A 21491-nucleotide genomic window follows, 5' to 3' on the forward strand; every position below is an offset into this window, starting at 1 on the left:
ACCAGGACGTTGATAGGTCAGGTGTGGAAGCGCAGTAATGCGTTAAGCTAACTGATACTAATTGCCCGTAAGGCTTGATCCTATAACAGGTGTGTTTTGCGATGACCGTCAGTGCTTCAGCACTTACGCGCATCCCACCCCCGAAGGGGGCAGGGACACACAGGTTCAGTGATCGTGTTGTGCCAGACTCAACACAACCCCAACCGCTTCACCCCTGGTGAGCATCACCAGAAACTACTTCTTCCCCGATTGGCTGTGCCGCCCCACCGGCGACACGGCAACAAGTCATGCCTGATGACCATAGCGAGTCGGTCCCACCCCTTCCCATCCCGAACAGGACCGTGAAACGACTCCACGCCGATGATAGTGCGGATTACCCGTGTGAAAGTAGGTAATCGTCAGGCTCCCCAGCAGCATCAGAAACCCCACCCCAAAAAGGTGGGGTTTCTGCGTTTACCCCGCCGCCATACACGCAACAATCCCGCGCGATCAGCCGCCTTCGCAGCCGCCTTCACTCCCCGCCCAGCCGCAACGCGTTCGCGTAGCCCGTCAGTTCCAGATAGGCCCGTCCGACATCCACACCTTCGCGGCTTATCCGCACTGCGCCTTCCCAGTACACCGCGCCCGTCGATTGCCGGGAATCGAGCTCTTGATCGTCCATCAGCGGATCGAGTTTCCACGTCAGCAGACCGGTTTTGACTGCCATCGAGACGGGATAAGAAGTGTTCGTGCGCGGCGAGCGCCATGTGCGAAGCGGCGTAAAGTCGACTTGATCGGGACCGAATGTCGTCACCTCGCCGTCGCGTTTGCGAAATGCCGCATGCGCCCACACGGCGTGTCCGTCGCGACTTCTTACCTTGAATGCCATCAGCGCAGAGCCGTCGGCGAGGTTGGCGCCCAGCCAATCCCAGCCTGCCGCATTGGCGTCGAGCAATGTGCTCGACCATTCGTGATCGAGCCATGCCATTCCCGTTACGGCCGTCTCGCCAGGCGACGGACCGCCTGCCGCGACCGGTCGAACCACGCCGCCAGTTACGCGCAATTGCGGCTCGCTGTAGTAATAACTCGCCTGCTCAGGCCGCGGACCTTTACGTGAATAGCCGCGTTCACCTTGGATCAACGGTGCTTGCGTGGGCGTCAACGTGAGATGCAGCGAAAAGCCGTTCGCGTCCGCAACGACGTCGTAGTGACCGTCAGCGGCCCGAATCATTTTCCATGCGTCGAGTTTGACGTCGGTGTTGGCCGGCTTCGCGTACGCCAGGCCGAAGCCTTGACGGGCAATGCGCTGATCATGCGCAAGATGGCCGAGCGAGGGATCGCTTAACGCGGCATGGGCAATGATCAGTTGCGAAGGTGCGAAAGCACTCGGATCGGCGGCATCGTGCCCGGTTGCGGAACGGAAGAATGTGATCTGAAATCCGAGCGGCTGATTATCCGGCGTGGTGAGCCAGCCCGTCGCGTACCACCACTCGGTACGAAAGGCCGCGTGCGCACCGGTGTCTTGCGGCAGGGAGATTGAGTGATCGGGTGTGACCGCTGCGAATTCGGGCGACGCGGCGAACGCGGGCGACGCAGTCAGCATCAAGATGGACAGCAAGCCGCGAATACGCCGACCTATGCACCGATTCGCCGCGCGAGCGGGCTTAACCGGCAGCTTGCGTGCAACCGACATGTAGTCCGCCATATTCCGGCCCGACGCCGCGCGCGCCAGCCGCGGCGCGCGTGATCGCAGGGCGACGCGCGATCCGCCACTGACGACAACTGAGCGAGCCGACATCCATGGCACTTCGCGCCCAATCGACCCGTCTCCCGGAATACTCTCGCTCCAAACCACGCCCATGATCTGCAACTCACGCACTTGCAGAGCGGCGCAATACGCGCTGTCGGAGGCCAAATCGAAGCGCGCTCCCGCCCAAGACACCTCGCGCCCAACCAACGCGTCCTTCGACGCACTCCCGTCCAAAACCACGATCACCATCCACGGCTCACAGCCCCACAAAACGCGGTCAAAGCGCGGCGCCAACGCCCGCATAACCCACCGTGCAAAATCGCGCGACAAAAACCGCATCACCAATCCTCCTTCACGGCACGCACGGCATCCACCGATACCGCGCCGCGTCCCGCAATCACAGCCGTCGAACACGACGAAGCGAGCATCACCACTGCGACGGTAGCCAGCGCCATCGACGGCACATGCAGCGACATGCTCCAGTGAAAGGACTGCGGATTGACGACGAACACCAGGATCAGACTGATCGCAAAGCCGAGCACGAAGCCCAGTGCGATGCCGCACGCGGTGAGCATGCCGCCTTCGAGCGCGAGGATGGCGAGCACCTGCGAGCGCGTCACGCCGACGTGCCGCAGCATGCCGAACTCACGCGAACGAGCGAGCGTCTGCGCGGAGAACGTCGCCGCCACGCCGAACAGGCCGATCACGATAGCGACCGCTTCGAGAAGATAGGTGACCGCAAAACTGCGATCGAAAATCACCAGCGTGCGCGCGCGGATTTCACCAGGTAGCGACAAATCCAGCGATGCCCCGAAGGGCAGTGCGCGCAGCCCTGCGACAACCTGATCGACACTCGTCCCCGGCTGAACGGTGACGGCCACATCGGTTGCACTCGTGTCACCGGTCAAGCGCCGGAAATCGGCGAGTCGTATCTGAATGGCGCCGGTCTGCCGCACGTAATCGCGCCATACGCCCGCCACCACGAACACGTGGCCGCGTTCGCCAACGGGCAATCGAACTCGCTGACCCAGCTTGTATCCGTACAGGTCGACCATTGCTTCGGATACCCAAACAGGCGTTTCGCCTGCGTGAAGTTCGCCAGGCCGCAGCACGGCCCCGGTCATCTGCAAATTCGCGCCCGGATCGGCTGCGTCGATCTCGCGTGCGAGCAGCGCGATGTCAGGCCGCGCAGGGTCGAGCGTCAGATGCGAAGTGCGGGCGAATGCGGCTGTTCTCATGCCGGGAACTGCCGCGAGCCGGCTCTGTTCGTCCAACCGCAAACCGCCGGTGTCGCCGTTCGGCGCCACGCGGACATAGAGATCGGCGGAGAGCAGATGAACCAGCCAGTCTTCGACGGAAACCCGGAAGCTGGCAACCATAATGGCCATCGCGACGATCAGCGCAAAGCTCGACAGCACGCCGCCCATGGCGATCGACGCATGCCCAGGCGCATTCGCAAGACGCGCGAGCGCCAGCGTGCCGGCGGCGCCGGTCCGGCGTCGCGTGGCGAAAGCACGGCTCGCCGCGCCGAAGATGAGCGCGGTCACGCGCGGCATCAGCGCAATCCCGCCGACCAGCAGCAATGCGACGGCCAGATAGCCGCCGACCGGCGCATCGAACAGCGGCGGCAACTGCGTGAGCACTGCGGCGGCCAGCAGGCACAGCAGGGCGGGCCACGGTGTGGCGAGCCGCGCCAACGCGCCTTCTTCGGCGCCCGCCTTGAGCGCCGTGGCGGGCCGCGCACGCGCCGCTTCCAGCGCGGGGGCGAGACTGCCGAACACCGATACGGCCAGCCCGAGCATCAGAAACAACGCGCTCGCCAGCGGTTCGAAGCCGACTTGCGGTTGCACACCGGGAAAGTAGCCGCCGCCCAGATCGCTGCCGAAAAAATGCAGCGCGCCGCTCGCCATCGCGTAGCCGAGCACGAGCCCCGCGAGCGAGCCGAGCAGACCGAGCAGCGCGCCTTCCATCAGGATCTGGCGTAGCAGTTGGCCGCGCGTCAGTCCGAGCACACGTAGCATGGCGAATTGCGCGCGGCGTCGCACGACGCTCAGCGCCTGCGTCGAAAACACCAGAAACGCGCCGGTAAACAAGGCCACCAGCGCGAGCACGTTCATATTGATCCGATACGCCCGCGAAAGGCGATCGGTGCGGCTTTCGGCGTCACGCGTTTCGGCAATGACCCACTGGTTGCCGAGCCGCGCTTGCAGCTCACGTCTGAAACGCTCCCGGTCGACGCCGCGTTCGAGTTGCACGTCGATTCGCGACAGCTTGCCTACTTTGCCGAACTTCCACTGCGCGGCGGCAATATCCATGACGGCGAGCCGCTGGCCCGGCCGTGTTCTCACGATGCCACCCGCCACCCGCAAATGCACGATCGAGGTGCCGCTTCGCAGTGCCACCTCGTCGCCTGCTTTCACCTTCAGCCATTGCTGGGCCGCTGTCGAGAGAAACACGGTGTCGGCCGCGACGCTATCGAACGGCTTGTCCGGCGACGGCACGCCGATCAGATCGGGCGCAATACGGCTCGCTTTGAAGACGTCGATGCCGAGCACCGGCAGTGCGGCGCTCCGGTCGGGCACGGTCACGTCGAGTGCGAGCACGGGACTGGCCAGCGCGACTCCGGGCTCGTTGGCGAGTAGCGGATAGATGGCTTCCTCGACTAACGGTTGGGCGCCGCGTACCTGCAGATCGGCTTCGCCCGAAAGACTGCGGGCCGCCGCGGAGAATTCATTGAAGGCCGCGCTGTTGATCAACTGCACGGCGTAACCGAGGGCGACGCCGAGCGCGATCGTTGCGATTGCTACCAGGGCGCGCCCGCGATGACTGCGCCATTCGGCGCCGAGCAGCCAGCGCGCCAGAACGCGGTGTCCTCGCAAGCGCGGCAGATGACGGGAATCAGCGGACATCATCGGCGGAAGGCGTGCGGGTGCGGGAGCCGAAGGTCAGAGCTGTAGGAGGTGCCGCATGCAGACCGCCGTCGCTCAGGATCAGGATGCGGTCGGCGACGGCCGCGGCGGCTTCCGAGTGCGTCACCATGATCGTGGCCGCGCCGGTTGCCTTGCTTTGCGCGCGGAACAGCCCGAGCACTTCGTGCGCGGTATCGGGATCGAGGTTGCCCGTGGGTTCGTCGGCGAGCAGCAGTTTCGGGCGATGCACCAGTGCTCGCGCAATCGCGACTCGCTGCAATTCGCCGCCCGAGAGTTGACGCGGAAAATCGTCGCCGCGTCCGCCCAATCCGACCGCCGCGAGCATGTCGAGCGCGGCGGCGGTGGGCAGTTCGTTGAGCAGCAGTGGCAGCGCCACATTCTGCGCAAGCGTCAGATGCGGCAGCACGTGAAACGCCTGGAAGACAAAGCCGAGTTTTTGCCGTCGCAGGCGCGTCGCCGCGTCGTCGTCCAGACGTGAAACGGCGCTGCCGTCGATGATCACGTCGCCGCTGTCCGCACTGTCGAGGCCGGCCACCAGATTGAGCAGCGTCGATTTGCCGACGCCGGAATCGCCCATGATCGCGACGAACTCGCCCGGTCCGAGTATGAAATCCAGTTGCGCCAGCACGATGCGGCCTGCGCCGTAGGTCTTGCTGAGCCCGCGGCACTCGAGAGCGGGAACGACGCTTTCGTCACGTAGCATGCGTTTTCCGAAAAGTGTGGCCGGTGAGGGCGGCGTCCGGACGGGCGAAATGCGGACCGGAAAGCGGTGCACTCCTGCACGAACATCGGTCCTTGAATCGCCGAAGTATATTCGGCTTCTGTAAGGCACGCAGACGCTCACGTGCACAGGGTCCGGCCTGAAAAAACCGAGGCCCGCTCAACCGCGTTCGGAAAAATTTCAGCGTCGCCATGTGGATTATTTAGAGCACGCGATCAAAAAATTTTTCTGTGCGTCGGCGGGGAAATTTTTCTCCAGACGGCCGAAACGGGCACCTGCATCGCACCACGCGTCAGCATGTTCTGTTCCGAGCCGAGGTGCGAACCGGCGCACTGGCGCAACGGTTCCCAAATGATCTTCAACTGCGCGCTTTTTCGCGCAAAATTCGCCGCCGCGATTCCGCGCCGCCGGCTTTGTGCATCTGCACATTTTTATCTATTTCGCAAGCATGCGCGTCGCAACAATGCATTGCCAGCGGCTTTGCAGCGTTGTTGCGCTGCAAAAGTATTCTTATCTTGGTAATCTCCCACCCTTGGTCATTCGACTGCGGGTAAACGTGTAGCGGACAACCCCGACTCCACGTCAATTTCAGCGAAATCCAGCCTACATATCCATTTCAGCGCTTTTCATTTTGAAAGCGTTGATGCGGCGTTTTGTACTTCAAGTTTTCGATAGAGCACATGCCATTGCCTCTTCTTAGCCTTCTAATCTGGATTCCTATTGTCGCCGGCGTGGTGGTTCTGCGTGCCGGATCCGACGCGGCACGCAGTCGCACCCGGTGGCTCGCGCTGATCGGCGCGATTGCAGGTTTCCTGCCGGTGATTCCGCTGGTGTCGAATTTCCGCAACGACGTCACGTCGATGCAGTTCGTCGAGAACGCGCGCTGGTCGCCCACCTTCGATATCGCCTGGCATGTGGGCGTGGACGGAATTTCGCTGTGGCTCGTCGCGCTGACCGCGCTCACCACGATCATCATCGTGGTCGCCTCGTGGGAATCGATCACCGAGCGGACCGCCCAGTACTTCGGCGCGTTCCTGATGCTGTCGGGTTTCATGCAGGGCGTGTTCACATCGCTCGACGGTATGCTGTTCTTCATCTCGTTCGAAGCCACGCTGATTCCGCTGTATCTGCTGATCGGCACGTGGGGCCAGTCGAACCGCTCGTACGCCGCGGTGAAGTTCTTCTTCGTGTCGTTTCTCGGCTCGCTGCTGATGCTCATGTCGATGCTGTATCTGTACAGCCAGACGCACAGCTTCGACCTCGCGCTGTGGCGTGAGACGCACCTCGGCACGTGGCCGCAGGTTCTGATCTTCCTCGGCTTCCTCGCCGCGTTCGGCGTAAAGGTGCCGATGTGGCCGCTGCACACGTGGCTGCCGGACGTCCACCTCGATGGTCCGACGGGCGCCGCCGTGATGATCGGCATGCTCAAGCTCGGCGGCTACGGTCTGCTGCGTTTCGCGTTGCCGATCGCGCCGCAAGCCAGCCATTTCTTCGCGCCGATGATGATCACGCTCTCGCTGGTCGCTGTGATCTACGCGAGCCTGCTCGCACTCGTGCAGACCGACATGCGCCGTCTGCTCGCGTATTCGACGGTCGCGCACATGGGCCTCGTCACGCTCGGCCTGTTCGTGTTCAACCGCATCGGCCAGGCCGGCGCGATCGTGCAGATGTTGTCGTACGGCGTGGTGTCGGGCGCGATGCTGTTGTGCACAGGCATGCTGTACGACCGCACGAAGACCGCGTCGATCGCCGAGTACGGCGGGGTGGCCAACACCATGCCGCGCTTCGCCGCGTTCGTGATGCTGTTCTCCATGGCCAACATCGGCCTGCCGGGCACTTCGGGTTTCGTCGGCGAATTCATGGTGCTGATGGGCGCGATCCGCTTCAATTTCTGGATCGGCGCGATGGCGGCCACCACGCTGATTTTGAGCGCGGCCTACACGCTGTGGATGTACAAGCGCGTGATCTTCGGCGCGATCGCCAACGCGCGCGTCGCGAACCTCAAGGACCTCGGCAAGCGCGAGTTCGTGCTGCTCGGCGCGATGGCGCTGCTGGTGCTCGCCATCGGCATCAATCCGAAGCCGTTCACCGACGCGATCGATCCTTCGGTCGGCACGCTGCTGGCTCAGTCGGAGCGCTCGGCTCATCCTTCGGACACTGCGCCGGCTGATGGCGGTGAGCATCTGCAAGCAGCAGCGCCGGCACCGGCGGCCGCGACGGCCCGCTCGCCGGGCTGATCGGACGAGGCATTGCGCAGGCGCAGCATTCACTCAGCGAATGCGCGCCGCCAACGCGCTTTTCCCTTATGGATCAAGTCTCTTTGCACGCATGACGCGCGGCGCGGCCACTCAGGCCGCGTTGCGTTTTCGCGCTTGTTTAAAGGGGTTTTTGCGTTTCGCCGGCATCTCGATACTTGGCAAATGCCGTTGCAAACGCCGATCCGCGCGCAGCTATGCGGCAACGTGTCGCACGGTGTTGCGACGCAATAGATCGTTGCTAAATCGAGTGTTTATTACGGCCTTGCGTGCCCCTATTATGCGAGCGCTTACTATTGGAGAGCGGTCGAATGACGTTCGTTGAAGACGTAAAAAAGAGGCAATGGATATGAAAGGAAAGACTCTGCGAGGGTCGATGAGTTTCATTTCCGCGAGCCTCGTGTTGCTGCTCTCGGGTTGCAGCAACCTCGATATTCTGAATCCGAAGGGCAGTGTGGGTCTGGCGGAACGTGAGCTGATTGCCACGTCCACCTGGGCCATGCTGATCGTGGTCGTTCCGGTGATCGCGCTCACGCTGCTGTTCGCGTGGCGTTATCGCGCGTCGAATAAAGCCGCCGACTACCGTCCGGGCTGGGTGCATTCGACCGGTATCGAAATCGCCATCTGGACGATTCCGACGCTGATCATTCTGTTCCTCGCCGTGTTGACGTGGAAAACCACGCACGAACTCGATCCGTACAAGCCGCTCGAGTCGCAGGTCAAGCCGATCAACGTCGAAGTCGTCGCGCTCGACTGGAAATGGCTGTTCATCTATCCGGACCTCGGCATTGCGTCGGTGAACCAGCTGGCGTTCCCGGTCGGTACGCCGGTGAACTTCACGATCACGTCGGACACGGTGATGAACTCGTTCTTCATTCCGCAACTCGGCGGCCAGATCTACGCGATGGCGGGCATGCAAACGCGCCTGCATCTGATCGCGGACGAAGCCGGCAACTACGCGGGCGCCTCGGCGAATTTCAGCGGCAAGGGCTTCTCGGACATGAAGTTCCGCGCGCTCGCCACCTCGCCTGAAGAGTTCAACGCGTGGGTTGCGAAAGTGCGTGCTTCGTCGGACAACCTCAGCATGGACCGTTACCACACGGTGTCCGCGCCGACCGAGAAAGAGCCGGTGCGCTACTTCTCGAGCGTCGATCCGAAGCTCTTTCACAACATCATTGCCCGATACAACAACGGCAACGTCCTCGACAACATGAAGGACGCCAACTGTGCGCCAAAGGGCAAGGGGTAACGCATGTTCGGTAAACTTTCACTAGACGCGATTCCGTACCACGAGCCGATCATCATGGTCACGGCCGCGATGATCGCCATCGGCGGTGCGGCGCTGCTGGGTTTGATCACCTATTTCGGCAAGTGGCGCTATTTGTGGACCGAGTGGCTCACGTCGGTGGACCACAAGAAGCTCGGCGTGATGTACATCGTCGTGGCGCTGATCATGCTGTTCCGCGGCTTCGCGGACGCAATCATGATGCGTCTGCAACAGGCGCTCGCTTACGCGAACCCGGGCTACCTGCCGCCGCATCACTACGACCAGGTGTTCACGGCGCACGGCGTCATCATGATTTTTTTCATGGCGATGGCGTTCATGATCGGCCTGATGAACATCATCGTGCCGCTGCAAATTGGCGCACGCGACGTCGCGTTCCCGTTCATCAACTCGCTCTCGTTCTGGATGACCGCGGTCAGCGCGATCCTGATCAACATCTCGCTGGTGATCGGTGAATTCGCGCAAACGGGTTGGCTGGCGTATCCGCCACTCTCCGAACTGCAATTCAGTCCGGGTGTCGGCGTCGACTATTACCTGTGGAGTCTGCAGCTCTCCGGGATCGGCACCTTGCTGACCGGTGTGAACTTCTTCGCGACGATCGTGAAGATGCGCGCGCCGGGCATGACGTTCATGAAGATGCCGGTGTTCACGTGGACGGCGCTCTGCACCAACGTGCTGATCATGGCTTCGTTCCCGATCCTGACCGTGACGCTCGCGCTGCTGGGTCTGGACCGCTACCTCGGCATGCACTTCTTCACGAACGATGGCGGCGGCAACGCCATGATGTACCTGAACCTGATCTGGGCATGGGGTCACCCCGAGGTGTACATCCTGATCCTGCCGGCGTTCGGTATCTTCTCGGAAGTCGTGGCGACCTTCGCCAAAAAGCCGCTGTTCGGCTACAAGACGATGGTATGGGCGACCTGCGCGATCATGGTGCTGTCGTTCCTCGTGTGGCTGCATCACTTCTTCACGATGGGCTCGGGCGCGGACGTCAACGCGTTCTTCGGTATCGCCACCATGGTCATTGCAATTCCGACCGGCGTGAAGGTGTTCAACTGGCTGTTCACGATCTACAAGGGCCGGCTGACGTTTACGCCGCCCATCTTGTGGACCATCGGCTTCATGATCACGTTCACGATCGGCGGTATGACTGGCGTGATGATGGCGATCCCGGGCGCGGACTTCGTGCTGCATAACAGCCTGTTCCTGATCGCTCACTTCCACAACGTGATCATCGGTGGCGTGCTGTTCGGTTACCTAGCCGGCTTCAACTACTGGTTCCCGAAGGCGTTCGGCTTCAAGTTGAACGAAAAGCTGGGCAAAGCATCGTTCTGGTTCTGGCAGATCGGTTTCTGGGTGGCGTTCACGCCGCTGTACGTGCTCGGCTTCATGGGCATGACGCGCCGTATCAACCACTATGACAACCCGCTGTGGCACCCGTGGCTGATCCTGGCCGCGGGCGGTGCGGCGCTGATTGCTATCGGTATCGCGTTGCAGGTGTTGCAGATCGTCGTCAGCATTCGCGACCGCAATCTGCCGCAGAATCGCGACGTCACGGGCGATCCGTGGAACGGCCACACGCTGGAATGGGCAATGAGCTCGCCGCCGCCGGTCTACAACTTCGCGATCATTCCGACGGTGCACAAGCTCGACGCGTTCACCGACATGAAGTCGCGCAAGGATACGCAAGCCAGACCGGTGTATCGCGACATTCACATGCCGTCGAATACGTCCGCGGGTGTGATCGCCGGTCTGTTCTCGCTGGTGCTCGGCTTTGCCGGTGTCTGGCACATCTGGTGGCTGGCGATCGTCGGCCTGGTCGGCGCGATCGGCACTGTGATCGTATATAGCTTCCAGAAGAACGAAGGCTATTACATCCCGGCAGCCACGGTCGCGGAAATTGAAGAGAAACGCTCTGGCGCCGGTGCGCGAGTCGCGTTGGAGGTGGATTGATGTTGACCAAGACTATGGATGCCCACTCGCATCACGACGCGGACCACGTACCGTCGCAATCGGTGTTCGGCTTCTGGCTGTATCTGATGACCGACTGCATCATCTTCGCGGCGCTGTTCGCAGTGTTCGCGGTGATGGGCCACCAGTTCGCGGGCGGTCCGAGCGGCAGGGATCTGTTCGAGATTCCGGGCGTCGCGCTCGAAACGACGATGCTGCTCCTGAGCAGCATCACGTATGGCTTCGCGATGCTCGGCGCGCACAAGAATCGTAAGGGCGTGCTGCTGTTCTGGCTCGGCGTGACCTTCCTGCTCGGTCTCGCGTTCCTCGTGCTGGAACTGCGCGAGTTTTCGCACCTGATCGCCGAAGGCGCGGGCCCGAGCCGCAGCGCGTTCCTGTCGTCGTTCTTCACGCTGGTCGGCACGCACGGCCTGCACGTCACGTGCGGCCTGATCTGGATGGTGGTGCTCGCCATTCAGGTAATCAGCCATCGCGATCTGACCGAACGCGACATGATCCGCCTGACGTGCCTGAGCCTTTTCTGGCACTTTCTGGACGTCGTGTGGATCGGCGTCTTCACCTTTGTCTATCTTGCGAGCGTGATCTAAATGGACCATAGCCACAACGCCCACGCAGGTGAAAGTCACGGCAGCATCGGCAGCTATACGACCGGCTTCATTCTCTCCGTCGTTCTGACCGTCGCCGCTTTCGGCCTCGTCATGACCGGCACGTTGACCGGTGAAAACGCGCTGCTCGCGATCGCGGGCCTCGCGCTCGTGCAGATCGTCGTGCACCTGATTTTCTTCCTGCATCTGAATACGTCGTCGGAGCAGCGCTGGAATGTGATGGCGTTCGCCTTTACGCTGCTGACCGCGGTCATCGTGATCGGCGGCACGTTGTGGGTCATGCACAACGTCAGCATGCACATGATGTCGCGCTAAACGAACGATCATTCCGTTCGAAACGAAGCCCCGCAAGGCGAAAGTCCTGCGGGGCTTTTTCATGCGACGAACGCGGGCGCATCTGGCTGCCTGAGGTGCGCTGAAGATTGACCGAACCGGCAAACCCGCGTTAGGATCGTTGCCATGATCGCTTCTATCCTTTCCCGTCCGCATTCTTTGCGCGCATGCTGTCACAGCCTGCCGAGGGGAGCTTGCGTCTAGCAAGTCGATCTGCGCACATTCGCATCCCTGAGGCCACCCGTCATACGACCGGTGGCCTTTTTGCTTTTGAACACTTGTTGAACACCCGGCGCCTGGAGACATCACATGCCGCTTCGTCTGTACGACACCTGGACGCGCACCGTGCGCGAATTCGCGCCGATTCATCCGGATCACGTCGGCCTGTATTGCTGCGGCCCGACGGTGTACGACCACGCGCATATCGGCAATCTCCGCACTTACGTGTTCGAAGACGTGCTGCGGCGCGCGCTGGTGTTGAACGGATATAACGTGCGGCACGTGGTGAATATCACCGACGTCGGCCATCTCGTATCCGACGCCGACGAAGGCGAGGACAAGATGGAGAAGGGCAGCCGGCGCACTGGCGAATCGGCGTGGGCGATCGCCGAGCGGTACACGGCGGCCTTCATGAACGACTGGCACGCGCTCAACTTGCTGGAGCCCGCGCTCTGGTGCCGCGCGACGGATCACATTGCGGAGCAGATCGACTTTATCGCCGAGCTCGAGCGCAACGGCTACACCTATCGCACGGCCGACGGCGTTTATTTCGACACCGGCAGGCAGGATGACTACGGCTATCTGGCGCGTCTGGATGTGGCGGGCTTGCAGGCGGGCAAACGTGTCGCGCCCGGCGAGAAGCAACGCGCGACCGACTTTGCGCTGTGGAAATTCAGCCCGCCCGGCGCCACGCGGCAAATGGAGTGGGACAGTCCTTGGGGCCGCGGCTTTCCTGGCTGGCATATCGAGTGCTCGGCGATGTCGGCGAAGTATCTGAGCCCGTGGTTCGACATTCATTGCGGCGGCGAAGATCACATTCCCGTGCATCACAGCAACGAGATCGCGCAAACCCAGGCGCGCCACGGCACGCGTCTGGCCAACTTCTGGATGCACGGCCATTTTCTATTGCTGGACGCCGGCAAGATGTCGAAGTCGGGCGGTGACTTCTTACGTTTGCAGACGTTGACCGAACGGGGCAACGATCCACTCGCGTATCGCTATTTATGCCTGAGCGCGCATTACCGCAGCAGCCTGCGCTTCAGCGAGGCCGCGCTGGATGCCGCACAAGCCGCACTGGATCGTTTGCGCCGCAGCTATGCGCAATGGCCGCAAGGCGGCACGCCGGACGCCGCGAGCGTGGCGCGCTTCAAGGCGGAGGTCGATCACGACCTGAACCTGCCGCGCGCGCTCGCGGTGTTGTGGGATGTGGTCAGAAGCGATCTGCCGCCGGCAACGCGAAGGGCGAGCGTCGATTGCTTCGACGTCGTGCTTGGCCTGGGTCTCGCCGATTGGAAGGACGTCGATACGCGCGAGCTTCCGGCGGGGATCGCGGCCCTCGCCGATCAACGCGAAAGAGCCCGCGCCGCGAAGCAATGGAGCGAAGCGGATCGTCTGCGCGACGTGATGACAGCGGCCGGCTGGCTGGTGGAAGACAGTGCGGGCGGTCAGATATTGCGACTGCGTGATCAGACGAAGTAGCACGAAAATCGGCGTGGTGAGCACGTTCAGGCTTGCGCGCTCGCCACGCCACGGCGCAGCAGGCGGCGCCGTTTGCCCTTGGGCGTGCCGCGGCACTACAGCGGCACCACCTTCAGTTCCTTGTGCGAAGGCAGCGGGTCGAACGGGAAGTAGACCGGTCCGCAGCCGAAATGAACCGGCGGGAATGGGCTCCAGCCGCGTTCGATGTGCATCGGCTGATCCAGTCCGCCATCACCGGAAGGTGCCTGGCGCGTCAGGCTGGCAGTGCCGCCGCGAACGGATAGCGATGCCGCGCGGTCGAGTTCGTCGAGGCGGGCGAGGTCTTTGAGGACGAGCGTTTTCATGGTGGATCTCCAGCGGAGTGAGTGGATCGAGGTGGATCGAGGAGGGCGGAAAAATGCCGCGCTCACGTCCCCTGAATGCACGCACCATGCCATCGGCGCTAAAGCAGCGTGCCATATACTTTTCCGCGATTTCCCCGCGGTGGTGTGATGGCGAGCGGCCAACCCGGTGCATAACGAGTGTCGGCAATTCAGCGACATCCGTTTGCCGCGTCATGTAGCTGTGAGGCGCGCTGAAAATCACGTCACAATAGACAGCCACCGCGAACCGTGCGCCGCGCGCGCAAGGTTCACCGAATCTCGTCAGCAAGGAAAGGAGAACGCATGAGCCAGATCAAAGCCGTCGAATACGCCGCGGCGTCGCCGGAAGTCAAAGCCGTGTACGACGATATCAAGCAGATCCGTCAGGTCGACGACGTCAACAACTTCTGGAAGTACATTGCCCAGCATCCGCCAACTCTCGCGCGCACGTGGGACAGCCTGAAGGACGTGATGGCGCCCGGCGCGCTCGATCCGCTCATCAAGGAACTGCTCTACGTCGCGGTGAGCGTGACGAACAATTGCGGCTACTGTGTGGCGAGCCACACGGCGGCCGCGCGCCGCGCCGGCATGACCGACGAGATGTTCGGCGAATTGCTCGCTGTCGTGGGCATGGCGAATGAGACGAACCGGCTGGCAGTGGGATACCGCGTGCCGATCGATCCGGCTTTCGAGTAGGGGCTGTGGCGAGCGTCAGAGTCGGCGCGATAGTTTCCGCGCCGTCGTCGACGCGGGATGCGGCGCGCAGGCCAGCGCCGAAGTCAGCACCTTCGTCAGTGCGTTTGAGCGCGCCATCCCGCCAGCAAAGCGGGCAACGCGCCCATGTCCCTGAACACATGCGTGGCACCCGCGCCATGCAAGGCGGTCGCGCTGCTGTGGCCGAGTTCGAGCGGACAATAACCGAACACCGTAGCGCCCGCAGCCACGCCTGCGGTTGCGCCTGTCACCGTGTCTTCGATCACTGCGCAACGCCGCGGATCCACATCCAGCGCCGCGGCCGCCGCCAGATAGACGTCAGGAAAGGGCTTGCTGCGAGGCATTTCATGGCCGCTGAAAATGCGTCCTTCGAAGCAATCGAAAATGCCTGCCTTCACCAACTGCATTTCCACCTTGATACGATCCGCGCCTGACGCCACCGCAATGCGCCCATTCAACGCCGCATGAAGCGCGCGCACCGCGTGCGGCGCGCCGGGAATCGCGACCAGTTCGAGATCCAGCGCTGCATTGCGCCGCTCGCGAAACTGCATGAGCCAGTCGGTCGTGATCGCGACACCAGTGCGCGCTTCGATCAGCGCGGCTTCGTCCCGAACGGCTTTGCCGACGAAAATGCGCATCGTCTCTTCGACGCTCAAATGCCAGCCCAGCTCGCCGAGCATTTCGGTGAGCACGCGGTTGGTGATGGGTTCGGAGTCGACGAGCACGCCGTCGCAGTCGAAGAGTACGGCGTCGAAGGGGAAATCGGCCATCGGGCAGGCTACGGATAAAGTTCGCGGAACCGGCAAGGATACCTCACCGGCTGGCGCGCCGCAGCACGACGACGCATGCGACCTCAGTTCCTGTACCCGTCGCTCAGCGTTTTCATGAACGCGATGATGTCCTGAATATCCTCATCGCTCATTGCCGGCTGGTCGCCGAACTTGCGGTCGAACGGTGCGTCGGCCACGTCCACGTTGGCATGGTACTGAGCCGGCAGATCGTTGTACTTCTGCACCTTGCCCGACGCATCGCGCGGATAGACTTTCTCCGGCGACGTATTGCGCAGATTGTAGAAGTCCATCACCTGCTTCAGATCGTGGTACACGCCGTTGTGGAAAAACACCTTGCGTTCAGCCGAATTACGCAGCGTCGGCGTGAGGAACATGCCGCAATACTGTGTCTGTTTGGCGAGGTCGTCGCGGAACGGGCCGCACACACCCATATCGAAGAACTTCGGATCCTTGTTGGCCGGAATCGCCGGATTGCGCGGCACGCCGAGCGCTTCGTATTGCGTGTCGGTGAACACCGGCGGCAAGCCGTCCTTGCTCGGCTGGCTCAAGTGGCAGCCGGCGCAGTTCGCCTTGTCCTTGTCGTTGAACAACTGCAAGCCGTGCAACTCTGCGTGCGTCAGCCGAGCCTTGCCTTCGAGCCAGTAGTCGTACTTGCTGCTGAACGCGTGGAACGACTGATCCTCGATCTGATAACGTCCGACGGCGAACATCGCCTCGGAAATCATCAGGCTCGGATTGGTGACGATACCCGGTCCGAAGATCTGCTTGAATTGATCCAGATATTTGGTCGCCAGCAGCTTGTGAGCTACATCCTCCGGCGTTGCGTTGGCCATTTCCACCGGATTGGTCAACGGTCCGAGTGCCTGGTCCTGCAAAGTATCGGCACGGCCGTCCCAGAACAAGCCGCCTTGCGGCACCATTGCCGCAGCGGCGGGCGCGGCGAGCGCCGTCTTCTGCGCGCGCTGCACGCCGGCGGCTTGCGTCGCCAGTTGCGTCATATCCACCGGCACGTCGGTGTCACCCTGATCCGGGCCGATGCTGAACGGCGCCTGACGGTACAGATACGTGAGCGACGGCGGCGGACGATAACCTGCCTGGTTCATATGCGCGCCGCCGAGTTGCACCGGGAACGCGTTATCCGGCCCGTACGAATGCTGCGGCGAGTGACACGAAGCACACGACTGCGTGCCCGAGGCCGACAAACTCTGGTCGAAGAAAATCTGTTTGCCTAGCAGCGCCACGGCGCTCAGCGGCGCATTTTGCGGACGCATCAACGTTACCGGATGCGGATTGGCGCCGGTTATTTCCTCGACGATCTCACCGATAGCGGACGGCGCCCGCTCCGGGTACACGAGCGCGTACGCGCAGTAGACGATGCTCGCGAGCGCGATACCGGCCACGCTCCACGCGAGCAGCCTGAGCCACGAGCGGCGGGTAATCACGGGGCCGGGCTCGCCGCCCGCGGGCAGATGCGAAGGCAAGGCGGCGTCAGAAGGATGGTTCATGGCGGTGATGACAGATGATTCGATCGGCTGCGATAAAAAGCAAAATCGAGCCAGCACGTTTGCACTGGCTCGACGCCCAACTACGACTTGGGATGCGTGACGCTTTTCCCTACGCGCCGCCGCGCGGCGTGAGGCACGCATGCGACTCGTGTATCACGCAACGGCAAGCGGAGGAGAAGTGCGCCAGGCACGTCCGCGGATCAGATCGCCGGCGCGGCTGCCAGCTTCGTACCCAGGTTCTGATCCAGGAACAGCGTCGGATTGTTGCCGGAGCCCGTGAAGTCGAACATGTTCATGATGCTGCCCGCCGTCGCGTCGAACGAACCGCCGCCAAGGCGTTGACCGCCCAGCCAGTTGTCCTCGATGAAGCGCACCACGGAAGCCTGCGTGATCGGCGTATCGTCGACGAAGTTGACCTTCGCCCACGGCGACACCACGATAAACGGCGTACGCGTGCCCGGGCCGCAACGGCCGTTCACCGCGCCGCCGTTCACGCCTTGCGGCTGCACCGCGCCCGCTGCCGTGCATTGACCCACGCCGCTCAGGTTGTCGGTGCCCGCCACCGTCTTGCCGCCCGCGGATTGCGCCGTGGTCGAATCGAACGAGGCGCTCGTCGGTGCCTTGAAACGGTGGTCGTACCAGCCGTCCGAATCGTCGTAGGCGATGATCACGGCGGTGTTCTTCCAGTCAGGCTGCTGTTGCAGGAAGTTGATCACCTTCGTGACGAAAGCCTGTTCGTCGATCGGGTCCGAATTGCCCGGGTGGCCGTCGCCGATCGCCGGCGCCTTCAGGAAGTTGACGGACGGATAGTTGCCCGCCTTCACCGCGGCGAAGAAGTCGTCGGTGTCGTACTGGTGGTGCACCGGCGTTGCCGTGTTGTCGAGCGGATCCGTGGAGCCGATCACCGCCGCCGACGACGGACGCGTATGCGCCAGGTTGGCCGTGCTCGCGTAATACTGGAACCACGCGTGATGCTGCACGTAGTCTGTCTTGGTCGCGTTCAGCACTTGCGAGAAGGTCGAACGCGCGCAGCCGGTCGTGCCGTTGGCGTTGACGGTCTGCAGGTTGAAGCCGCCCATGAAGCCGCCCCACGTCAGACCCTTCGCGTTGAGCAGGTCGCCGATGTTCTTGTTATTCGACGACATCGCGCCGGTCGGCGAGCTTTTTGCCGCGATCGTGCAGACGTCGCCGGTCGGGTCGAGGTCGCCGATCATCGTGAAGCTGCCAGCCGAGTCGGGAATCGCATTAGCCGACGTGCCGCCGGTCACGACCACGCCGTTGTTCTGGCCGGATACCACTTCGAGGGCACCCGGCGTCGACGGACCGTACGTGTCCGTGTACGCGTTCTGGTTCATCGCGAAGTTCTGCGCGTAGTTCCACAGAGCCGTGACCGTGTTGCCGTCGAAGTAGCCGAGCACCTGGCCCTTCGTGGCGAAAGCGCCGGTGCTGCCGGCGATGGTCGAGTTGGCTGCCGTGAAGAGCGGGAACGCGTCCATCGCGCCGTTGTTATAGGCGAGTTCCTCGGCGGCGTAGGCGTGGTTCTGGCTCGACGTATTGGCTTGCGAGCGGTCCAGGCGGAACGGCAGCAGATCGGCTGCCGGCAGGCCGAGACCCGCGATCGTCACGCTGCCGACCGTGCGGCCCGCCGTGTTCGGCGAGGTGGCCAGCGCGTTCGGGTTGGCCGTGATCAGGTTGTTGCTGCTGAGGTTGTTGACCGTCGGCGTGCCCGCGGCTGCCACGAATTGCGGCTCGCCGGTCGGGTTGGAAGCGTTCGGGTAGGTGCCGAAGTAGTGATCGAACGAAACGTTCTCGCCGAAAATCACCACCACGTGCTTGATCGGCGTGGCCGTGGCCACGGCGTCCTGAGCCGATACCGCCGCTGCAGGCGTGCTGACGCTGTTGTTGCCGCAAGCTGCGAGCGTAAGCAGCGCTGCAAACGGGATGGGTAAGAGGGTTCTACGGAACATTTGAAAGGCTCCAGATTCGACTTCGCCGTTCAGCGTTTGCATCGACGTAGGTGTGGATGTTTCGCTGGGGATATTGTTAGAAATACAGCTGGTGCTAGTAGTCTTACCGCGACAAACTGCGCGCATTGGACCATTCGTTAATTAAGATTTCGGGGCGTGAACCTTACCGAAGCCCTCGCTTTTTATTCATTTGCGTAAACTTTGCTGTCGTTCTGCTGACGCCGCATTGCCATGCGAAACCGGCTGCGACGCTGCGCCTCGCGTTTCACCGCGGTTTTTCCCGCATCCTTCTTTCCTTTTGATTTTTCACACTGCCGCAGCGACGGATTGTTTTCGCTGCTGCGTTCAACAGGAAACGGAGCCGCTTTCCGGCTTCGGCTTTGATGGGAGAAACCAACATGACATCCAACAAACAGGTTCGTCTGCTTACCGCCATGCTGACTGCCGCGCTGACCGGCGCCGCCACGTTCAGCGCCGCGCCGGCCTTCGCGCAGGCGGTGATCGTCGCGCCGACGGCGCCGCCGCCGGCGCGCGTCGAAGTGGTGCCCGCGCCGCGTGTGGGTTACGCATGGGATCCGGGCCACTGGCGCTGGGTGCAGGGCCGTTATGTGTGGGTGGGCGGCCACTGGCAGGCGGTGCGCGTCGGTCATCGCTGGGTGCCGGGACACTGGGTGGCGCGCGGTCCGAACTGGCGCTGGGTGGAAGGCCACTGGGCATGACCCGGGAGCGCCACGGCGGTCGATTTTTTTCGACCCGCTGCGTTCTCCAACCAGGCAGACTGCTATGAAAACGCTCGTGATGATTCTGCTGGCGGCCACGCTCGCCGGCTGTGTGGTGTACCCGGCGCGGCCGGCCTACTATCGGCCGGCGGTCGTCGTATATTGATTGCGCTTATGCATGGCGAGACACGCCGTCTTCGCTATCCGCGTGCGCCGTTCGAACCGGTGCGCGTGCAACCATCCATGTGAGGTATAGCCGGCATGAGAGGCATCGGAAGGAGTGGCTTGTGCGCGACTGACGTCCGTCCCGCAGCGCGATTCATGCGGCGGCACGCACTCGCGCCGAGGAGCGCCATGCCTTGAGCGAACGCGACCCCGACGCGGAATTGCTCGAACAGATCGGCCGGCAAGATCCGGCCGCCGTCCGCTCGCTCGTCTCGCGCAAGCTGCCGCGTCTGCTTGCGCTCGCCACCCGCATGCTGGGCGACCGCATGGAAGCGGAAGACGTGGCGCAGGAGGTGTTCGTGCGCATCTGGAAACAGGCATCGCGCTGGCGGGAAGGCGAGGCGAAGTTCGACACGTGGATTCATCGCGTCGCGCTCAATCTCTGCTATGACCGGCTGCGCGGCCGGCGGGAAGAGCCGCGCGACGAGATGCCCGAGGAGGCCGATCCCGCGCCGCTGCCTGAGGCCGGACTCGAAGCGCGCGCCCAGGACCAGCGGGTTCGCGACGCACTCGCCGCGTTGCCGGCACGCCAGCGCGAGGCGCTGGTGCTCAACTACTACCAGGAGATGTCGAACATCGACGCCGCAGCCCTGATGGGCATCAGCGTCGATGCGTTGGAAAGTCTGCTGGCACGCGCGCGCCGCAATCTGCGCGCTCAACTGGCCGGCAGCGGCCTTAGCAAGGACAAGTCATGACGCCCGAAAGATTTCAGCAGATCGTCGAGGCCTACGGCGCCGAGCCGCGCCGCTGGCCGCAACAGGAGCGCGCGGCGGCGCAGGCGTGGGCGCAGTCGCATCGCGCCGAAGCCGACGCGCTGCTGGCGCAGGCAGCCGGCGTCGATGCGTGGCTCGCCGCCGACAAGGTCGAGCCGCCGGGCGCGGCCCTGTTCGAGCGCGTGCTCGACAGCGCGCCGGTGCGGCAGCCGGCGCCGCCGCGACGCCGCCTTTGGTGGTCGGGCGCGGCGGTCGCGGGCGTTGGGCTGCTGGGTGGCGTAGCCGGCGCTTTTGCCGTGTCGTTCTTCGTGTTGACGGAGGCCGCGGCGCAGGCACCGCTCGCGCATGAGTCGTCTTATTTAACTTCGAGCTTTGGTGGGGCGTCTGCCGATTGGAGCGACGAATGAACGGCCGATCGTGGAAAGTCGTGCTGGTGGTCTCGCTCGTGCTGAATGTGTTTCTGGTGGGCGCGATCGTCGGGGGTGCCTATCAATGGTTTGCCGCGCGCGGCGCGACGGCGCCCGTGCTGGCGCAACAGCGCGCGCTGCGTTTCGCCGCGCAAACGCTGTCCGCCGAGCGCCAGAAAGCCTTTATCGACGGCCTGAAAGACGCACGCCGCGACGGCCGGCAATATGCCCGCGAAGGCCGCGAAGGGCGTCGCGAAGTATTGCGTCTGCTGGCGGCGCCGCAGTTCGATCGTGCCGCGCTGGACGCCGCGCTCGAGCGCACGCGCCAGGCCGACAGTCATCTGCGCGCGCAGGTGGAAGGCAGTGTGGCCGACTTCGCGGCGACCTTGTCGCCCGAGGAGCGCGTTCAATTCGCCGATAGCCTGAAGCTGCGCGGGCAATGGCGCGAACCCGCGCCCGCGCCGAATGCGAGGAAGCCGGGGAATCAGGCATCGAGCGAAACTTCGGGCGAGTAAAAAAACTGCAGCAGCTGCGACGGAGTTTCGCGTGACAGCCGTT

General features: G+C 63.0%; 19 protein-coding genes and 2 rRNA genes. 14 read left to right on the forward strand and 7 right to left on the reverse strand.

Going from position 1 to position 21491, the window contains the following annotated elements; genetic code table 11:
* Nucleotides 1-82: ribosomal RNA gene (locus B0G75_RS17815) — 23S ribosomal RNA — on the forward strand; the annotation flags it as partial.
* A 208-nt stretch (nt 83-290) separates the two neighbouring features.
* Nucleotides 291-404: ribosomal RNA gene (gene rrf, locus B0G75_RS17820) — 5S ribosomal RNA — on the forward strand.
* A gap of 107 nt (nt 405-511) precedes the next feature.
* Here the strand turns inward: rrf and B0G75_RS17825 are convergent.
* The 3 genes from B0G75_RS17825 to B0G75_RS17835 form a co-directional block, all read right to left on the reverse strand.
* Nucleotides 512-1672: a carotenoid 1,2-hydratase gene (locus tag B0G75_RS17825; RefSeq protein WP_106309090.1), complete on the reverse strand. Its 1161-nt coding sequence runs from the start codon at nt 1670-1672 to the stop codon at nt 512-514.
* A 395-nt stretch (nt 1673-2067) separates the two neighbouring features.
* A complete protein-coding gene (locus B0G75_RS17830) occupies nt 2068-4641 on the reverse strand; it encodes an FtsX-like permease family protein (RefSeq protein WP_374956904.1) in 2574 nt (857 codons plus the stop codon).
* Nucleotides 4628-5362 carry an ABC transporter ATP-binding protein gene (locus tag B0G75_RS17835; RefSeq protein WP_106308084.1) on the reverse strand — a complete coding sequence of 245 codons (735 nt, stop codon included), beginning with the start codon at nt 5360-5362 and terminating at the stop codon, nt 4628-4630. Before B0G75_RS17835 ends, B0G75_RS17830 begins: the two co-directional genes overlap by 14 nt.
* A gap of 141 nt (nt 5363-5503) precedes the next feature.
* On the opposite strand from B0G75_RS17835, the gene B0G75_RS40230 reads away from it, so the two are divergent.
* From B0G75_RS40230 to cysS, 7 genes are all read left to right on the forward strand, one after another.
* Nucleotides 5504-5902: a hypothetical protein gene (locus tag B0G75_RS40230; RefSeq protein WP_146142523.1), complete on the forward strand. Its 399-nt coding sequence runs from the start codon at nt 5504-5506 to the stop codon at nt 5900-5902.
* A gap of 158 nt (nt 5903-6060) precedes the next feature.
* Nucleotides 6061-7617, forward strand: a complete 1557-nt coding sequence (locus tag B0G75_RS17840) for an NADH-quinone oxidoreductase subunit M (protein WP_106308087.1) — start codon at nt 6061-6063, stop codon at nt 7615-7617.
* Nucleotides 7618-7984: 367 nt separating this feature from the next.
* Nucleotides 7985-8884: a ubiquinol oxidase subunit II gene (cyoA, locus tag B0G75_RS17845; protein WP_012426884.1), complete on the forward strand. Its 900-nt coding sequence runs from the start codon at nt 7985-7987 to the stop codon at nt 8882-8884.
* 3 nt (nt 8885-8887) lie between these two features.
* Entirely contained in the window at nt 8888-10876 is a 1989-nt protein-coding gene (gene cyoB, locus B0G75_RS17850; RefSeq protein ID WP_106308090.1) for a cytochrome o ubiquinol oxidase subunit I, read from the forward strand.
* Entirely contained in the window at nt 10876-11481 is a 606-nt protein-coding gene (gene cyoC / locus B0G75_RS17855) for a cytochrome o ubiquinol oxidase subunit III (RefSeq protein ID WP_106308093.1), read from the forward strand. Before cyoB ends, cyoC begins: the two co-directional genes overlap by 1 nt.
* A complete protein-coding gene (gene cyoD, locus B0G75_RS17860) occupies nt 11482-11814 on the forward strand; it encodes a cytochrome o ubiquinol oxidase subunit IV (protein WP_012426887.1) in 333 nt (110 codons plus the stop codon).
* A gap of 327 nt (nt 11815-12141) precedes the next feature.
* Nucleotides 12142-13530 (forward strand): cysteine--tRNA ligase, encoded by a 1389-nt coding sequence (gene cysS, locus B0G75_RS17865; RefSeq protein ID WP_106308096.1) that lies wholly within the window; start codon nt 12142-12144, stop codon nt 13528-13530.
* Nucleotides 13531-13625: 95 nt separating this feature from the next.
* Here the strand turns inward: cysS and B0G75_RS17870 are convergent, their stop codons facing one another.
* Nucleotides 13626-13874 carry a hypothetical protein gene (locus B0G75_RS17870; protein WP_106308099.1) on the reverse strand — a complete coding sequence of 83 codons (249 nt, stop codon included), beginning with the start codon at nt 13872-13874 and terminating at the stop codon, nt 13626-13628.
* 321 nt (nt 13875-14195) lie between these two features.
* Between B0G75_RS17870 and B0G75_RS17875 the strand changes: the two genes are divergently transcribed.
* A complete protein-coding gene (locus B0G75_RS17875; RefSeq protein WP_106308102.1) occupies nt 14196-14588 on the forward strand; it encodes a carboxymuconolactone decarboxylase family protein in 393 nt (130 codons plus the stop codon).
* A 95-nt stretch (nt 14589-14683) separates the two neighbouring features.
* On the opposite strand, the gene B0G75_RS17880 is transcribed toward B0G75_RS17875, so the two are convergent.
* From B0G75_RS17880 to B0G75_RS17890, 3 genes are all read right to left on the reverse strand, one after another.
* Nucleotides 14684-15376: an HAD family phosphatase gene (locus B0G75_RS17880; protein ID WP_106308105.1), complete on the reverse strand. Its 693-nt coding sequence runs from the start codon at nt 15374-15376 to the stop codon at nt 14684-14686.
* 83 nt (nt 15377-15459) lie between these two features.
* Complete coding sequence (locus tag B0G75_RS17885; RefSeq protein ID WP_374956905.1) at nt 15460-17043, reverse strand: cytochrome-c peroxidase; 1584 nt, start codon at nt 17041-17043, stop codon at nt 15460-15462.
* A 59-nt stretch (nt 17044-17102) separates the two neighbouring features.
* Complete coding sequence (locus B0G75_RS17890; RefSeq protein WP_106309097.1) at nt 17103-18869, reverse strand: phospholipase C; 1767 nt, start codon at nt 18867-18869, stop codon at nt 17103-17105.
* Nucleotides 18870-19267: 398 nt separating this feature from the next.
* On the opposite strand from B0G75_RS17890, the gene B0G75_RS17895 reads away from it, so the two are divergent.
* The 4 genes from B0G75_RS17895 (at nt 19268) to B0G75_RS17910 (ending at nt 21448) form a co-directional block, all read left to right on the forward strand.
* Nucleotides 19268-19588, forward strand: a complete 321-nt coding sequence (locus tag B0G75_RS17895) for a YXWGXW repeat-containing protein (RefSeq protein ID WP_106309100.1) — start codon at nt 19268-19270, stop codon at nt 19586-19588.
* 317 nt (nt 19589-19905) lie between these two features.
* Entirely contained in the window at nt 19906-20508 is a 603-nt protein-coding gene (locus tag B0G75_RS17900; RefSeq protein ID WP_106308111.1) for an RNA polymerase sigma factor, read from the forward strand.
* Nucleotides 20505-20933 carry a hypothetical protein gene (locus tag B0G75_RS17905; protein ID WP_106308114.1) on the forward strand — a complete coding sequence of 143 codons (429 nt, stop codon included), beginning with the start codon at nt 20505-20507 and terminating at the stop codon, nt 20931-20933. The genes B0G75_RS17900 and B0G75_RS17905 overlap by 4 nt, the downstream gene beginning before the upstream one ends.
* A complete protein-coding gene (locus B0G75_RS17910) occupies nt 20930-21448 on the forward strand; it encodes a periplasmic heavy metal sensor (protein ID WP_106308117.1) in 519 nt (172 codons plus the stop codon). Before B0G75_RS17905 ends, B0G75_RS17910 begins: the two co-directional genes overlap by 4 nt.
* The last annotated feature ends 43 nt before the right edge of the window (nt 21449-21491 follow it).

The organism is Paraburkholderia sp. BL18I3N2 (genome assembly GCF_003001875.1).
In the GTDB taxonomy this organism is placed as follows: domain Bacteria; phylum Pseudomonadota; class Gammaproteobacteria; order Burkholderiales; family Burkholderiaceae; genus Paraburkholderia; species Paraburkholderia phytofirmans.

Bases quoted from the DNA above. Each gene is read 5' to 3' on its own strand.
- B0G75_RS17825 (WP_106309090.1), bottom strand. From the start codon at position 1,672: ATGTCGGTTGCACGCAAGCTGCCGGTTAAGCCCGCTCGCGCGGCGAAT.
- B0G75_RS17830 (WP_374956904.1), bottom strand. From the start codon at position 4,641: ATGATGTCCGCTGATTCCCGTCATCTGCCGCGCTTGCGAGGACACCGC.
- B0G75_RS17835 (WP_106308084.1), bottom strand. From the start codon at position 5,362: ATGCTACGTGACGAAAGCGTCGTTCCCGCTCTCGAGTGCCGCGGGCTC.
- B0G75_RS17840 (WP_106308087.1), top strand. From the start codon at position 6,061: ATGCCATTGCCTCTTCTTAGCCTTCTAATCTGGATTCCTATTGTCGCC.
- cyoA (WP_012426884.1), top strand. From the start codon at position 7,985: ATGAAAGGAAAGACTCTGCGAGGGTCGATGAGTTTCATTTCCGCGAGC.
- cyoB (WP_106308090.1), top strand. From the start codon at position 8,888: ATGTTCGGTAAACTTTCACTAGACGCGATTCCGTACCACGAGCCGATC.
- cyoC (WP_106308093.1), top strand. From the start codon at position 10,876: ATGTTGACCAAGACTATGGATGCCCACTCGCATCACGACGCGGACCAC.
- cyoD (WP_012426887.1), top strand. From the start codon at position 11,482: ATGGACCATAGCCACAACGCCCACGCAGGTGAAAGTCACGGCAGCATC.
- cysS (WP_106308096.1), top strand. From the start codon at position 12,142: ATGCCGCTTCGTCTGTACGACACCTGGACGCGCACCGTGCGCGAATTC.
- B0G75_RS17870 (WP_106308099.1), bottom strand. From the start codon at position 13,874: ATGAAAACGCTCGTCCTCAAAGACCTCGCCCGCCTCGACGAACTCGAC.
- B0G75_RS17875 (WP_106308102.1), top strand. From the start codon at position 14,196: ATGAGCCAGATCAAAGCCGTCGAATACGCCGCGGCGTCGCCGGAAGTC.
- B0G75_RS17880 (WP_106308105.1), bottom strand. From the start codon at position 15,376: ATGGCCGATTTCCCCTTCGACGCCGTACTCTTCGACTGCGACGGCGTG.
- B0G75_RS17885 (WP_374956905.1), bottom strand. From the start codon at position 17,043: ATGCGTGCCTCACGCCGCGCGGCGGCGCGTAGGGAAAAGCGTCACGCA.
- B0G75_RS17890 (WP_106309097.1), bottom strand. From the start codon at position 18,869: ATGTTCCGTAGAACCCTCTTACCCATCCCGTTTGCAGCGCTGCTTACG.
- B0G75_RS17895 (WP_106309100.1), top strand. From the start codon at position 19,268: ATGACATCCAACAAACAGGTTCGTCTGCTTACCGCCATGCTGACTGCC.
- B0G75_RS17905 (WP_106308114.1), top strand. From the start codon at position 20,505: ATGACGCCCGAAAGATTTCAGCAGATCGTCGAGGCCTACGGCGCCGAG.
- B0G75_RS17910 (WP_106308117.1), top strand. From the start codon at position 20,930: ATGAACGGCCGATCGTGGAAAGTCGTGCTGGTGGTCTCGCTCGTGCTG.